The 12,141-nt window shown below is 64.7% G+C and carries 11 protein-coding genes; 1 reads left to right on the top strand and 10 read right to left on the bottom strand.

Features of this window, described 5'->3' with window-relative positions:
* The 10 genes from QHC78_RS20710 to QHC78_RS20755 form a co-directional block, all read right to left on the bottom strand.
* Positions 1-1,134 (bottom strand): mandelate racemase/muconate lactonizing enzyme family protein, encoded by a 1,134-nt coding sequence (locus QHC78_RS20710; RefSeq protein ID WP_319747990.1) that lies wholly within the window; start codon positions 1,132-1,134, stop codon positions 1-3.
* Between the two features lie 2 nt (positions 1,135-1,136).
* On the bottom strand, positions 1,137-2,102 hold the full coding sequence (locus QHC78_RS20715) for a Bug family tripartite tricarboxylate transporter substrate binding protein (protein WP_319747992.1): 966 nt from the start codon (positions 2,100-2,102) through the stop codon (positions 1,137-1,139).
* A 38-nt stretch (positions 2,103-2,140) separates the two neighbouring features.
* Positions 2,141-3,340 carry a CaiB/BaiF CoA transferase family protein gene (locus QHC78_RS20720; RefSeq protein WP_319747994.1) on the bottom strand — a complete coding sequence of 400 codons (1,200 nt, stop codon included), beginning with the start codon at positions 3,338-3,340 and terminating at the stop codon, positions 2,141-2,143.
* Positions 3,337-4,068: an enoyl-CoA hydratase/isomerase family protein gene (locus QHC78_RS20725; RefSeq protein WP_319747995.1), complete on the bottom strand. Its 732-nt coding sequence runs from the start codon at positions 4,066-4,068 to the stop codon at positions 3,337-3,339. The genes QHC78_RS20720 and QHC78_RS20725 overlap by 4 nt, the downstream gene beginning before the upstream one ends.
* A 186-nt stretch (positions 4,069-4,254) precedes the next feature.
* Complete coding sequence (locus QHC78_RS20730) at positions 4,255-4,749, bottom strand: MarR family winged helix-turn-helix transcriptional regulator (protein WP_319747997.1); 495 nt, start codon at positions 4,747-4,749, stop codon at positions 4,255-4,257.
* A 77-nt stretch (positions 4,750-4,826) separates the two neighbouring features.
* Positions 4,827-5,282 carry a PaaI family thioesterase gene (locus QHC78_RS20735; protein WP_319747999.1) on the bottom strand — a complete coding sequence of 152 codons (456 nt, stop codon included), beginning with the start codon at positions 5,280-5,282 and terminating at the stop codon, positions 4,827-4,829.
* Positions 5,275-6,222 (bottom strand): hydroxymethylglutaryl-CoA lyase, encoded by a 948-nt coding sequence (locus QHC78_RS20740; RefSeq protein WP_319748001.1) that lies wholly within the window; start codon positions 6,220-6,222, stop codon positions 5,275-5,277. Before QHC78_RS20740 ends, QHC78_RS20735 begins: the two co-directional genes overlap by 8 nt.
* 26 nt (positions 6,223-6,248) lie before the next feature.
* On the bottom strand, positions 6,249-7,895 hold the full coding sequence (locus QHC78_RS20745) for an AMP-binding protein (RefSeq protein WP_319748002.1): 1,647 nt from the start codon (positions 7,893-7,895) through the stop codon (positions 6,249-6,251).
* On the bottom strand, positions 7,888-8,649 hold the full coding sequence (locus QHC78_RS20750; protein ID WP_319748004.1) for an enoyl-CoA hydratase/isomerase family protein: 762 nt from the start codon (positions 8,647-8,649) through the stop codon (positions 7,888-7,890). The genes QHC78_RS20745 and QHC78_RS20750 overlap by 8 nt, the downstream gene beginning before the upstream one ends.
* A gap of 358 nt (positions 8,650-9,007) precedes the next feature.
* The gene (locus tag QHC78_RS20755) at positions 9,008-9,901 is read right to left on the bottom strand and encodes a hypothetical protein (RefSeq protein WP_319748006.1); all 894 of its coding nucleotides are present in this window, start codon (positions 9,899-9,901) and stop codon (positions 9,008-9,010) included.
* Between the two features lie 787 nt (positions 9,902-10,688).
* Here QHC78_RS20755 and QHC78_RS20760 point away from each other — a divergent pair.
* Complete coding sequence (locus QHC78_RS20760) at positions 10,689-12,038, top strand: alpha/beta hydrolase family protein (protein ID WP_319748007.1); 1,350 nt, start codon at positions 10,689-10,691, stop codon at positions 12,036-12,038.
* The last annotated feature ends 103 nt before the right edge of the window (positions 12,039-12,141 follow it).

Below are 12,141 nucleotides of genomic sequence, written 5' to 3' on the forward strand. Positions count from 1 at the left end.
CTAGTTTTCTGCCCGGGCCGACGGGCGGTACGTCACGCCCGACCCGGCTTCGGCGGACACGGCCAGCGCCCCGTCCCGCACCTCGAGCCCCTCGAAGGGGTCGTCCAGCAGGTGATCGAATTCCGCCAGTTCGGCGCCGGCATGAATATTCCGGGCCACGCTGGCCACATGCACCCCTTGGGCCGCCAGCAGGCGCGGTCCGAAAATGGCGCCGAACCGGTAGCCGACACCTGCCGCTTCGCACAGCCGCACGGCAATCAACGTATTGCGTATCCCACCCAGGTAGTGCAGCTTGAGATTGTAGGAATCGGCCGCACCCATGCCGATCAGGCGGACCAGCCCGGCCAGGTCGCCGATCGCCTCGTCCGCTTCGATAGGCAGTTCGCCGGCAGCATGTACCCGGCATAGGCCTTCGACGTCGGCCGCCGGCACCGGCTGCTCCATCATCGCCACGCCGAACGGGCGCAACTCCCTGCACACGCGGATGGCGTCGTCCGGCCCATAGGCCTGGTTGGCATCAACCGTCAGCACGAGGCTTTCCCCTACCCTTTCCCGGACTGTCCGGACCCGCTCGATGTCGAGTCCCGGCTCGCCGCTCAGTTTCAGCTTCAGGAAACGGTAGCCCTGCTTGGCCAGCTTGTCGGCATGGGACGCCATCTCCTCCGGCGACTTGATCGACACCAGACGCGACGCATCGACGCTATCCCGGACCTTGCCTCCCAGCAAGACGTGCAGCGGCACCCCGAGCAGGCGGGCCTGCAAATCGTACACGGCGCATACGAAGCCCGACAGCACGCACATTTCGCCGGCAGCCGCGGCTTCGAGCCGGCGATGCATCGCCTCCAGCCCGAATGCATCGCTTCCCGCAACCACCTGCCGCAGCGCCTCCAGGACGGGTTCGATGCGCGCCGTGTCGGGCTGGAAAATGGGCGTGCCCAGCACGTGCCCATAGCCGGTCTGCCCGTTGCGCGCCACCAACTTCACGAGCCAGCCGTCGACGTGGGTAATGGTGCCGCGCGCGAACCGCCAGCTGGGGTCGTCCTGCCGCTGAGAGCAGGGAACGATCTCGACGCGGTCTATGGTGGCGGGCGCCGCGGCACGCGCGGTGCCCGCTGGGTGGGCGATATCGGTCATGGTCATTCCAGCTTCAGATTGGCCGCCTTGATGAGGTCCTTGGTACGCTGGGCGTCATCCATGACGAAGCGGGTCGTTTCCTGCGGCGACAACTCGGCCAGCTCGGTACCCTGGGCCTCCATCAGCTTGCGGTACTCGGGCTTCTTCGCGACCGCGTTGAGCGCCGCGTTCAGCTTGGCTACCACCGCCTGGGGCGTGCCCTTGGGGGCCGCCACGGTATACCAGGATGCGGACTCGGCCCCGCCCAGTCCTGCCTCGGCAAAAGTGGGCACGTCGGGCAAAAGCGGCGAGCGGGTCTTGGACGCGTAGGCCAAGGCGCGCAGCTTGCCGGCCTTGACGTAGGGCAGCTCGCCAGACAGGTTCATTACCCCGACTTGCAACCGCCCTGCCACCAGGTCCGTGATCGCCAGCGCGGCCCCGCCGTACGGGATATGGATCATGTCGATCTTCGCATGCTGCTTGATCAGCTCGCCGCCCAGATGGGGCGACGTGCCGGTACCGGACGACCCGTAGTTCAGCTTGCCGGGATTGCGCTTGATCAGCTCGATCAATTCCTGCGCGGTATTGGCCTTGACCGACGGATGGACGACCAGCAAATTGGGCTGGTTGGCGGCCAGTGCGATGAAGGTGAAGTCCTTCAGGCCGTCATACGGCGCCGGCTGGATCAGCGGCGTGACGATATGGGCGGCGGCGGTACCGAACAGCAGCGTATAGCCGTCCGGCTGGGCCCGGGCAACCTGCGCCGCACCGATGGTTGCTCCGCCTCCCGGCTTGTTCTCGACCACCACCTGCTGGCCCAGCTCATCCCCGAGTTCTTTGGCCAGGCTGCGCGCGACCAGGTCGGCCGGGCCGCCTGCCGCATAGGGGTTGACCAGCACGATGGGCTTGCTGGGATATGACTGCGCCTGCAGGCCCGTGGCGGCGAACGCCAGGGCAGCCGCCAACAACGATTGCTTGAACCGCTTCATGTCTCTCTCCTATGTCCTTGACCGCCGGAGACGACCGGCTAAATGACGTTCTTGTCGCGTAACGCCTGTATTGCTTCGCTGCCCATGCCCAGCATCCCGGCCAGCACCTCGTCGGTATGTTCTCCGAGCAAAGGCGGCCGGCCCAGCCTGGGATCGTCGAACCCCTCGAACTTGAACGGTACCGGCAGCGCCTTGAAAGTACCGATAAGGGGATGCTCGAATTCGCGCACCATGCCCCGCGCCAAGACGTGCTCGTTGGACAGGACTTCGTCCACGTCGAGGATGGGGCCGGCCGGCACCTTGGCCTCGTCGCACAGGCGACAGAACTCGTCCCGCCCGAAGCGCGCAATGGCGGCCGACAGCCCGGCCATCACCTCTTCGCGGCGGTTGACCCGGTCGATATTGCGCGCGAGCGAGGGATCCTCGGCCCACTCATTCAGTCCCAGCAGCTCGCACAGGGGCTTCCAGTGCTGGTCGCTGCCGGTTACCTGTACCCATTTGCCGTCGCTACAGCGGAATGCCGCCGACGGCACGCGCCCGGGATGCTCGGTACCCAGGCGCGGCGGCACTTCGCCCAGCGCGAAATAGCGGGCGGCCGCCAGCGAGAGCAGGCCGACCTGGCCGTCCAGCATCGAAAAATCTACATGGCAGCCCTTGCCGGTGGCCTGGCGGCCCATCAGCGACGACAGGATGGCGACCGCGATCCACAGGCCGGACGTCAGGTCCGCGACGGGCAACCCCGGCTTGACCGGCCCGCCTCCGCGCTCGCCGGTCAAGCTCATGATGCCGCCCATGGCCTGGAATACGGTGTCGTAGCCCTTGCGCGGCGCATACGGGCCGGTCATGCCGAAGCCGGTGCACGACACGTAGACCAACGCCGGGTTTTCCTGCGACAGGCGGGCATAGTCCAGGCCGTAGCGCGCCAGGGTGCCGACCGGGAAATTTTCCAGCACGACATCCGCCTGCGCGCTCAGCCTGCGGATCAGCTCCTGGCCTTCCGCGCTGCGCAAGTTCACCGTAATGGACTTCTTGCTGCGGTTGAAGGCCATGTAGTAGGCCGACTCGGTTCCTCCCTCGCCTTCCACCTTGGGCTCGAAGCTGCGCGTCTCGTCCCCGCTCCCCGGCTGTTCGACCTTGATGACCGATGCGCCCAGCTCGGCCAGGATCATGGTCGCGAAAGGGCATGCCAGGACCCGCGACAGATCCAGGATGGTGACGTTCTCCAGCGGACGCGTCATTTGGCCACCTTGCGAAACCCGCGCATGATGACGTTGACGTCGCGCCCCGCCGCCAGGCCTTCTTCCAGCGTGAGCTCTGCGACCCGATGGAACAGCCGCTTGGTCGTTCCCATTGCCACCGGGCTCCAGCCGGCCAGCTTCTCGGCCATTTCCACCGCCGCATCTAGCACTTGCGCGTCGGGAGCGACACGATTGGCCAGGCCGAGCGCCAAAGCCCGGGCCCCATCGATGGGCTCGCCCATGGACAGCAGCTCGAACGCGTGCTTGCGGCCCAATTGGCGGACCAGATTGGACATCACGACGGCGGCCACGATGCCATGCTTGAGTTCGGGGTAGCCGAACCTCACATTCTCGGCCATGACAGCAAGATCGCACGCAATGGCAAGGCCCGCTCCGCCGCCCAGGGCATTGCCCCGCACCGCAGCAACCACCGGCTTGGACAGGCGGGAAAACGCCAGATGCAGCCGCGTAGTGAGATCGGCACGCGCATTGACCGCCAGAGGATCCTCCGGTACCAGCGAACTGAACTCGGAGGTATCGGCCCCGGCGCAGAACGACTTGCCGGCGCCCGTGAGAATGACGGCATGGACCGCGCCATCCGCCTCGGCCTGCCAGAGCGCATCGTGCAGTGCCTGGGTAAGAGCCGTATTGAGAGCGTTGTGCTTTTCCGGCCGGTTCATGGTGAGAATACGGACGGCGCCGCGGTTCTCTATCAGGAGTTCACTCATACTCGTGTGCTCGCGGTTTTCCAATATAGTTGATTTTATATACTATTTAATTGACAAATTCAACTATAAGCCCGTGCAACCGGAGCTGCGGGCAAGGCCAAGCGCTTCCTCGCCGGCCGGCCCAGGGCGCAAAAAAGCCCGCGCAAAGGCGGGCTCTGGGCAAGACCGGATGGCAGGCGGCGCGCCTTACTTCTCCTTGCGAGCCCCTTTTTCTTCCTTGGCCTTGATTTCTTCGAGCAACGCGATCGTATGCTGGGTGAGCTTATCCAGTGCGCGCTCGAGCACCTCCCGCTCTTCATCGGTCAGCACCGACAGCATCCGCTCGTTGCGGTCGATCGCCTTCGGAAACACCTTGCGATACAACGCCCGGCCTTGCGGGGTCAGGTCCAGCCGCACGCCGCGGCCGTCGGACTCGTCGGCGCCGCGCTTGACGTATCCGCGTTCGATCAGCTCGGCCACGCTGCGGCTGGCCTGGCTCTTGTCGATATTGGCTTCATGCGCCAGCGCATTGAGCGACAGCGGTGCGAAAGCGCCCAGCAATCCGATGATGCGCCAGTCACGCGAGCCCAATCCATACTGGCTTTCGTTGACCCGGGCCGCAATGCGGCTGGAAACGGAGGCCAGGCGGTTCAGGCGGTAGGAAAACAACTCCTTGAGATTCGCGGGGACAGGTCGTGTCATACGTTTTTCTCGATACGGTGAACGCAGCAATTTACCTCAGTCGCCCCGTCCATGGATACAAGCGCCCAGCGAGCGCATCAGGCCGGGCGGGGCCGCCTGAGCTTGAAGCTGCTCATCGCGGTAGCCACCAGCGCGCCGCCGTCATCGCGCACCTCGCACTGGCAGAAGGCGATTGAGCCTCCGGCGTGCTTGACCTCGGCGCGAGCGGTCAGCTCGCCCCGGCCCGGCGCGGTGAAATGGACATTCAGATCCACGGTGCCCGAGGTTTCCAGCCCCTGCTCCAGGGTGCGGGTAGCAATGGCCATGCTGGAATCGACCAAGGTGGCGATAGCGCCGCCATGGACCACCCCGCGCCGGTTCGCGATCCGGCTGCTGGCCGGCAGGGTCAGCACCGAACGGCCCTGGTCGGCTTCGCGCACGACAATGCCCAGCCAGGCGGCAAACGGCGCCAGGGGCGACCCCGCCAGCGGCCCGACCTCGATGGTCGCCGCCGGAGGCGCCTCGGCGGCGTGACTATCCGAGAGCCTATCCATGAACCCCCTCCGCGGCCGGAACGAGCAAGGGATTCAGGCCACTCTGCGCCACGCGGCTATGCAGCGAGCGGCCCAGGGCCTGCTCGCATTGCGCCGCCGTCTCCATCAAGCCGCCCAGGTCGATGCCGGTAGACACGCCCATGGACTCGAACAGGTTCACCAAGTCCTCGGTCGAGACGTTCCCGGTATGGCCGCCGCCGTACTTCACTTTGGCCGGATGCCCGCCCACGCCGCCGAATGCGCAATCGAAATAGCGGCATCCCGCCTCGAGCGCAGCCACGTAGTTCACCAGCCCGGTCCCCCGCGTGTCATGGAAATGGGCGATCGTCGTCACCTCGGGGAGCTCGGCATGTGCCTTCGCCAGCAGCTGCTTGACCGTCTGCGGCGCCGCCATGCCGGTGGTATCGCCCAGCGCCACGTGCATCACCCCCAGTTGCGCGAACCGGCGTACGTCTTCCAGTACGCTATCGGCATCGACCCTGCCTTCGAACGGGCATCCCCAGGCAACCGAAACGGTACCGATCAGGCGAAAACGGCCCTGCGAAGCCGCCACCATGTCGGCCACATTCTGCCACTGGTCGGCGCGGCTGCGCCGGAGGTTCTTCATCGAATGCGACTCGCTGGCCGACACCAGCAGGCTGATCTCGTTCGCGCCGAACCCCGCATCCAGGTCGGCCAGCGCCCGTTCCACGGCCCGCACATTGGCGCACGTCGCCTTGTACCAGACACCGTCACGCCGCGGCAGCGTGCGCAGCAGATCGCTGGCGTCCGCGAACTGAGGCACTACCTTGGGATTGGAATACGAGGTCGCCTCCACGCGCCGGAAACCGATCCGGGCAAACCGATCGATCAGCGCTGCCTTGGTTGCCGTCGGAATGAATGTTTCCTCGTGCTGCAGCCCGTCCCGGGCAAAGCATTCGCATAGGGTCACGTCGTTCACTGGACTTTCCTCCTGCCGGGGTACGCTCACGTGCGCCCCCCTGCTCCCGCATGCACATCGCCCAGGCCGAACAGCTCGATGGCGTGCGCCTTGAGCTTGTTCTTCTGGACCTTGGAGCTGCCGGTCATGCCGATATTGTCGAACGAATCCACGATCTCGAGATAGCGCGGGACCTTGAAGTTGGCGCAACGGCCCTTGCACCAATCGATCAGTTCCTGGCGCTCGGCATGCTTGCCCTCTTTGAGCAGCACGAAGGCCGCCGTGACCTCGCCCAGGCGCGCATCCGGCACGCCGACGACCTGGGCCATCTGCACGGCAGGATGGGCATGCAGCGTCTCCTCCACTTCGGCGGGCGCCACGTTCTCCCCGCCCACCCGGTACATGTCCTTGAGCCGCCCCACCATGCGCAACCGGCCGTCGGGCGACATCTCGCCCAGATCGCCGGTACGCAGCCAGCCATCGTCGGTAAACGCCTTGGCCGTGGCCTCGGGCATCTTGTAATAGCCCTTCATCACGTGCCAGCCGCGCACCTGGATCTCCCCCTGCTGGCCCGGCGGCAAGACTTCGCCGGTGGCCTGGTCGGCGATCCGGACTTCCGTTCCGGCATGCGGCAAGCCCCAGCCATATGCTCGCAGCTCGAACGGATCGTCCCACGAGGACATCACCACATTGGGAGAGGCCTCGGATTGGCCATACGCATTGCAGACATTGTCCACGCCCATGACGTCGCGGATCTTCTGCATGACCTCGGGCCCGGCCGCCGCCCACCCTCCGCGCAGATGCAACTTCCCGGGATCGAAATCCGGATGGCCCATCATCATCAGGAAGATGGTGTCGTTGCCGGACGTCAAGGTGCATTTCTCTTCGTCGAGCACGCGCAGCGTCTCGGCGACGTCGAACTTGGGCAGGGTCAGCAAGCAGCAGCCGACGACCAGGCTCATCAAAACGGATAGCGTCGTTCCCGACACATGGAAGAACGGCCGGATGCTGAAATAGCGGTCGTCGTAGCGGATGCCCACGCGCTTGCCGGCAGCCCAGGCGTTGGTCAGCATATTGGCGTGCGTCAGCATCACCCCTTTCGGGAACGACGTCGTTCCTGAGGTAAATTGCATCAACAGCACATCGTCGGGCTGCACCTCAGCTGCGAGCGCCTCGATGCGTTCAGCCGGAACCGAATCGCCGCCCGCCATGAAATCGGCATAGCGTTCGGCGCCGGCCGGACACGGCCCGTCGCCCAGCATCACGGCGCGGCGCAGCTCCGGCAAGGCAGCCCCCGGCAACGCGCTGTCGAACGCCGGCTCGACCGCCCGCAGCAGCTCCACGAAATCGATGCCGAGGAACGTATCGGCAAAAACCAGCAGCTTCACGTCGGCCTGCTTCAGGCAGAACTGCAGCTCATCGGTCTTGAAGCGGGTATTGACCGGTACCGTCACCGCCCCGATCGTCGCGCAGGCAAAGAACATCTGCAGCCAGTTCGCGCCGTTGCCCAGCATGATGCCGACATGGTCCCCCTTGCGCACGCCGCTGGCATGCAACGCGGCCGCCATGCGACGGGTTCCGTCCAATACCTGCGACCAGGTAAGGCGGTCAGCCTGGCAGACGAAGGCCTCGCGGGCGCCATGTTCCTGGACCGTACGCTCGAGCGTGCGGTAAAGCGTGGGGCGATCAAGCATTTTTCTGCGCTCCAAAACCCGCGATGGCCCGCTTCCAATCGCTATGCCGAAGATTCTCCTCGATGGCCAGCAGCTCCACCGCCATCGCTCCCTCGCGCGTGGTTTCCACGCCCTGGTCCACGCAGCGCTTGGTCAACCGGACCGTCAGCGGCGCTGCCGCGGCGATGTGCTTGGCCATGGTCCGCGCCTGTTCCTCCAGCTCGGCCGGCTCGTACACATGGTTGACCAGGCCGATGGCCTGCGCTTCCCGCGCATCGACCGTTCGGCCGGTAAACAGCAGTTCCTTGGCCATACGCGTCCCGACCATACGCGGCAGGCGTTGCGTAGCGCCTATGGTGCCCCAGCCGACCTCGGGGTAGCGGAACTTCGCCTCGGTGGAGGCAAGAATGAAATCGCTCGCACCGGCGATCTCGCAGCCCGATCCAAACGCCGCGCCGTGTACGACCGCAATCACCGGCTGAGGCAGGCGCTCGATGGCCGCATACGCAGTGAAGCCTTTTACCCGGCGCGCCGTAAGCTCTGCCGTAGACATGCCCTGCCGCTCCTTGAGGTCCGCGCCGGCGCAGAACACCGGGCCTTCCCCACGGATCAGGACGACGTGGACGCCTTCATCGGCGGCCAGGGCCTCCGCCGCCGCGATCAGCTCTCCGCACATGGCTGAATTAAGCGCATTGCGGCTCTCGGGCCGATTCAATGTCAGCGTGGCGACGTGCTCCTCGACCTCGAGCCGGATGGTGGAATATGTACTGCTCATACGAACCCCTGGATGTCTGGTGGTCATGATAGTTGTTTTTATACACTACTTTGTTGACGTTAACAACTATCTCGCCATAAACATCCGCGGAAGATTCACCGGAAAGTGTGAGGCCATGCGTACCGGCCGTTCGACGCCAAGGCGTACGCGGTGCGGGGGCTGCGCTGGGGAAATGGGAGGACGCTAGAGACGGGACGCCCCGGGGCGACGGGGCAGCATACGTATGCCCAAACGCCGCCCGCGGGGAGCGGGTGCGTTGACGTGTTCGCCGTCGTGCCGCCGGAGGCGTCCCGGAAGCACGAACGGCAGCATGAGGGAAATATGCGGTCCCGGGGACCGCATCTTCGTGGTGGAACCGTCAGGGAGCCGACCCGGCACCGAGGCACCGGGCGTAGTGACGCAGGGATTCCAGCGTCGGCTCGGCAAAGAAGACCGGTTCCGGCCCCTCTTCGTACCCCGGCCCTTCGGCAGAAAGAGACCGGCGGCCGTCGCCCGCCATTGCAAGCAGCGGACGCACGAGCTCGTGCCAGCGCCGCACCACGCCGCGCTCGAGCAGGCCCGGATAGATCTTGTCCAGTTGCACGAGATCCAGGAGGTCTTCGATGACCGCCGTACGGTATCCCTCGTCGACCTCAGCCCGCGCGCGAAGATAACCCGGCTTGAGCGCGGTACGGAGTACCGACAGGCCGGTGCGGCGCCAAGCCGCAGCCTCGCCGCCCTCGAAGAATGCCCCGGCGAACAGCAAGGCCTTGCCTGCCTTGGTGGGGTAGGTGGCGGTCATGGACGTGCCCAGCCGCTGCCTCAGGAAACGGACCTGCACGACCAGATTGCGCCGCCCCACCTCATTGAGCCTGCGGGTATCCAGGTCCCACTTGATCCAGTTCACGATACGCCGGGCGAGGCTGTGCGGTCTCCACCCCACGCCCTTGCCGGGGGCGTTCGCGACGACCCAATTAGTAATGAGTTTTTCGTGCCATTCGCAGCGGCCGTCCGCCCCATCTGCGACCAGATCGTCGAACGCATGGAGATTGTGGAGCCAGTTCTCGCCCCAAGGCCGCCAATGCCATCCCCGGTTGTCGGACAGCACACGTTCGACACCGAAGAAATGAAAGGCTTGGGGCCCCACCATCGTGGACGGGCGCGGGCATGAGCTCCAGGACGCCGCTGGCGGCCGCAAGGCGGGCGGATCGACTGTGTCGAACCAGGCCAGGTATTCGTCCTTGCGACCCAGGCGCCCACCCAACAAGGTCATCGGCTGGGCATAGCGCAACCCCCACCAGACCCTATGCAAGCCCTGGGAGCGAGCATTCCAGAATCCGGATAACTTGGATGAATCCGTATGGTGCGGCATAGCAGGACAGCCCAGTGATGACGGTTAATACCCATGCCGCACCGCGGCACGCCTTATACACCCTAGCCAGACCAAGGGGCATCGATAGGCCCCAAACGGGCGGCACCCACAAAGCCCTAAAGTTTCCTGCGCGGCAGCCGTTAAGAGCCGCATAGACAGCGTTATTGCATAGTTGCGCTGTTAATTCAACATGTAAAAAAATACAACGGTTTTGTGGCATGGCATTGACAGGATGCCGGCGCATCTCACCGCATATGCGCAGGACCAATCAGGCGTAAGTACTCGCGCACGAACCGTGCCAAGTGCAACAAACAGCCGGGTGCAAGTGCAACAAACGCTCTCCTGCCGGTAGCTACCCGAGCCTCCGGAAGCCGCCCTTACTCTCGGAATAACCGCCCTTTACCCCCGGGCACCAGCCTTTACCCACCGGGGCGCCTGCCCTTACCCACCGGGGCGCCTGCCCTTACCCACCGGGGCCGCCTGCCCTTACCCACCTGGGCCGCCGTCCATACCGCGCCCGACCCGTGGCCACCGCAGGCGCCAGGTCAGCTCCCAATGCAGGACAACCGGCAAGCATTGACGGTTGCGCAGCGGTGAAGCTACATTTCTCTGTCCCGTTATATAGACCATCGTTCTATATACAAGAACAAAAGAACCCTGCCCTTAGCAGTGCAACAGGAGACATCGCATGAAGTTCTTCCGCTGGCAACGCGGCCTCCGTCTAGTCGTGGCGGCCGCGTTCTGCCTGGCCGGCTCCATCGCGTCGGCCCAAAGCAATCCTGCCTACATGACTTTCGGCGTCGCCAAGGGCCTGCTGTACAAGCCCGACAACGGACCTGCGCCGCATGTCGGCGTGCTGGTCATGCACCGCACCGCGGACTTCCTGCGGCATCCGGCATGTACCGAGCTGTCCAAGCGCGGCTTCATGGTGCTGTGCATGAACTCGCGCTACGAGAACAACGAGGTGGCCGTGTCATTCGAGACGCTGCCTCTGGACGTCAAGGCGGGCGTGCAGGCGCTGCGGGGCCAGCCGGGAATCACCAAGGTATTGCTGTTCGGCCACAGCGGCGGCGGCCCGCTCATGAGCTTGTACCAAGCCATCGCAGAAACCGGTCCCTCGTACTGCCAAGGTCCGCAGAAGCTGGTGCAATGCTCGTCCGACCAGCTGGTTAACCTCCCGCCCGCTGACGGCATTATTTTTGCCGATGCACACCCGGGCAACGCCATTCTGGTGCTGCGCGCGCTCAATCCCTCGGTCGCCAACGAAGACAACCCTCCGGCAACCGCGCCCCTGGCCGGTCTCGACCCGTACAACCCACGCAACGGCTTCAATCCCAACGGGCCTTCGCATTATTCCGATACTTTTCGCAAGGCGTATTTTGCTGCCCAGTCAGCCCGCATGAACAAGCTGATCGACAGCGCTTTGGACAAGGTGCGCCGCATGAAAGAAGGCACCTATCCCTACCCCGACAACGATGTCATGGTGATCCCGCGCGGCGGCCCCCAGGGATCGGGCCCAGGGGCATCGGCCTACCTCTGGATCACCGACCCCACGGTGCCGGAAATCCTGCAGACGACCAAACCGCGCAAGCTGGTGCGCAACGACGGCACCATTGACGACAGCGGCATCGTCAAGAGCGTTGCGGTGGCTGATCCGGGCAACGGTAAGCGCAACATGGCCTTCGACACCGGCACCAAACTACTGAGCGTGCGCTCGTTTCTCAGCGCCAACGCCATCCGCTCCCGCGACTCGCTGCTCGATATCGACTATTGCTCGAGCAACAATTCGACGGTGTGCGCGGTGCAGTCGATTAGCGCCCCAACGCTGTTCACTGCCATGGGGGCCTACTACTTCATTGGCGACAACGAGCGCATGTACCAGTTGTCCAAGAGCCGCGACAAGGAGTTCTACGTCATCGAAGGGGCGACCCACTTCTTCACGCCCTGTGCGACCTGCGAACCCAGGAAGGGCGCCTACTCGAACAGCCTGAGGAATCTGTTCGACACCATCGCAAATTGGATCAACCAGCGTTTTTGACCGCATCCAGCCTTTTGCGGCGGCCGCCGCGGCATCCGTTTATCGGAGCGGACCTACGACGGCAGTGGGGCGGTGAGCCGCAGCGCGCGATTTCTGCCGGACG

Source organism: Pigmentiphaga sp. (assembly GCF_033795525.1).
Lineage (GTDB): Bacteria > Pseudomonadota > Gammaproteobacteria > Burkholderiales > Burkholderiaceae_B > Pigmentiphaga.

Excerpts from the sequence above, each read along its gene's own strand:
- QHC78_RS20710 (WP_319747990.1), bottom strand. The coding sequence starts at position 1,134 with ATGACCGATATCGCCCACCCAGCGGGCACCGCGCGTGCCGCGGCGCCC.
- QHC78_RS20715 (WP_319747992.1), bottom strand. The coding sequence starts at position 2,102 with ATGAAGCGGTTCAAGCAATCGTTGTTGGCGGCTGCCCTGGCGTTCGCC.
- QHC78_RS20720 (WP_319747994.1), bottom strand. The coding sequence starts at position 3,340 with ATGACGCGTCCGCTGGAGAACGTCACCATCCTGGATCTGTCGCGGGTC.
- QHC78_RS20725 (WP_319747995.1), bottom strand. The coding sequence starts at position 4,068 with ATGAGTGAACTCCTGATAGAGAACCGCGGCGCCGTCCGTATTCTCACC.
- QHC78_RS20730 (WP_319747997.1), bottom strand. The coding sequence starts at position 4,749 with ATGACACGACCTGTCCCCGCGAATCTCAAGGAGTTGTTTTCCTACCGC.
- QHC78_RS20735 (WP_319747999.1), bottom strand. The coding sequence starts at position 5,282 with ATGGATAGGCTCTCGGATAGTCACGCCGCCGAGGCGCCTCCGGCGGCG.
- QHC78_RS20745 (WP_319748002.1), bottom strand. The coding sequence starts at position 7,895 with ATGCTTGATCGCCCCACGCTTTACCGCACGCTCGAGCGTACGGTCCAG.
- QHC78_RS20750 (WP_319748004.1), bottom strand. The coding sequence starts at position 8,649 with ATGAGCAGTACATATTCCACCATCCGGCTCGAGGTCGAGGAGCACGTC.
- QHC78_RS20755 (WP_319748006.1), bottom strand. The coding sequence starts at position 9,901 with ATGACCTTGTTGGGTGGGCGCCTGGGTCGCAAGGACGAATACCTGGCC.
- QHC78_RS20760 (WP_319748007.1), top strand. The coding sequence starts at position 10,689 with ATGAAGTTCTTCCGCTGGCAACGCGGCCTCCGTCTAGTCGTGGCGGCC.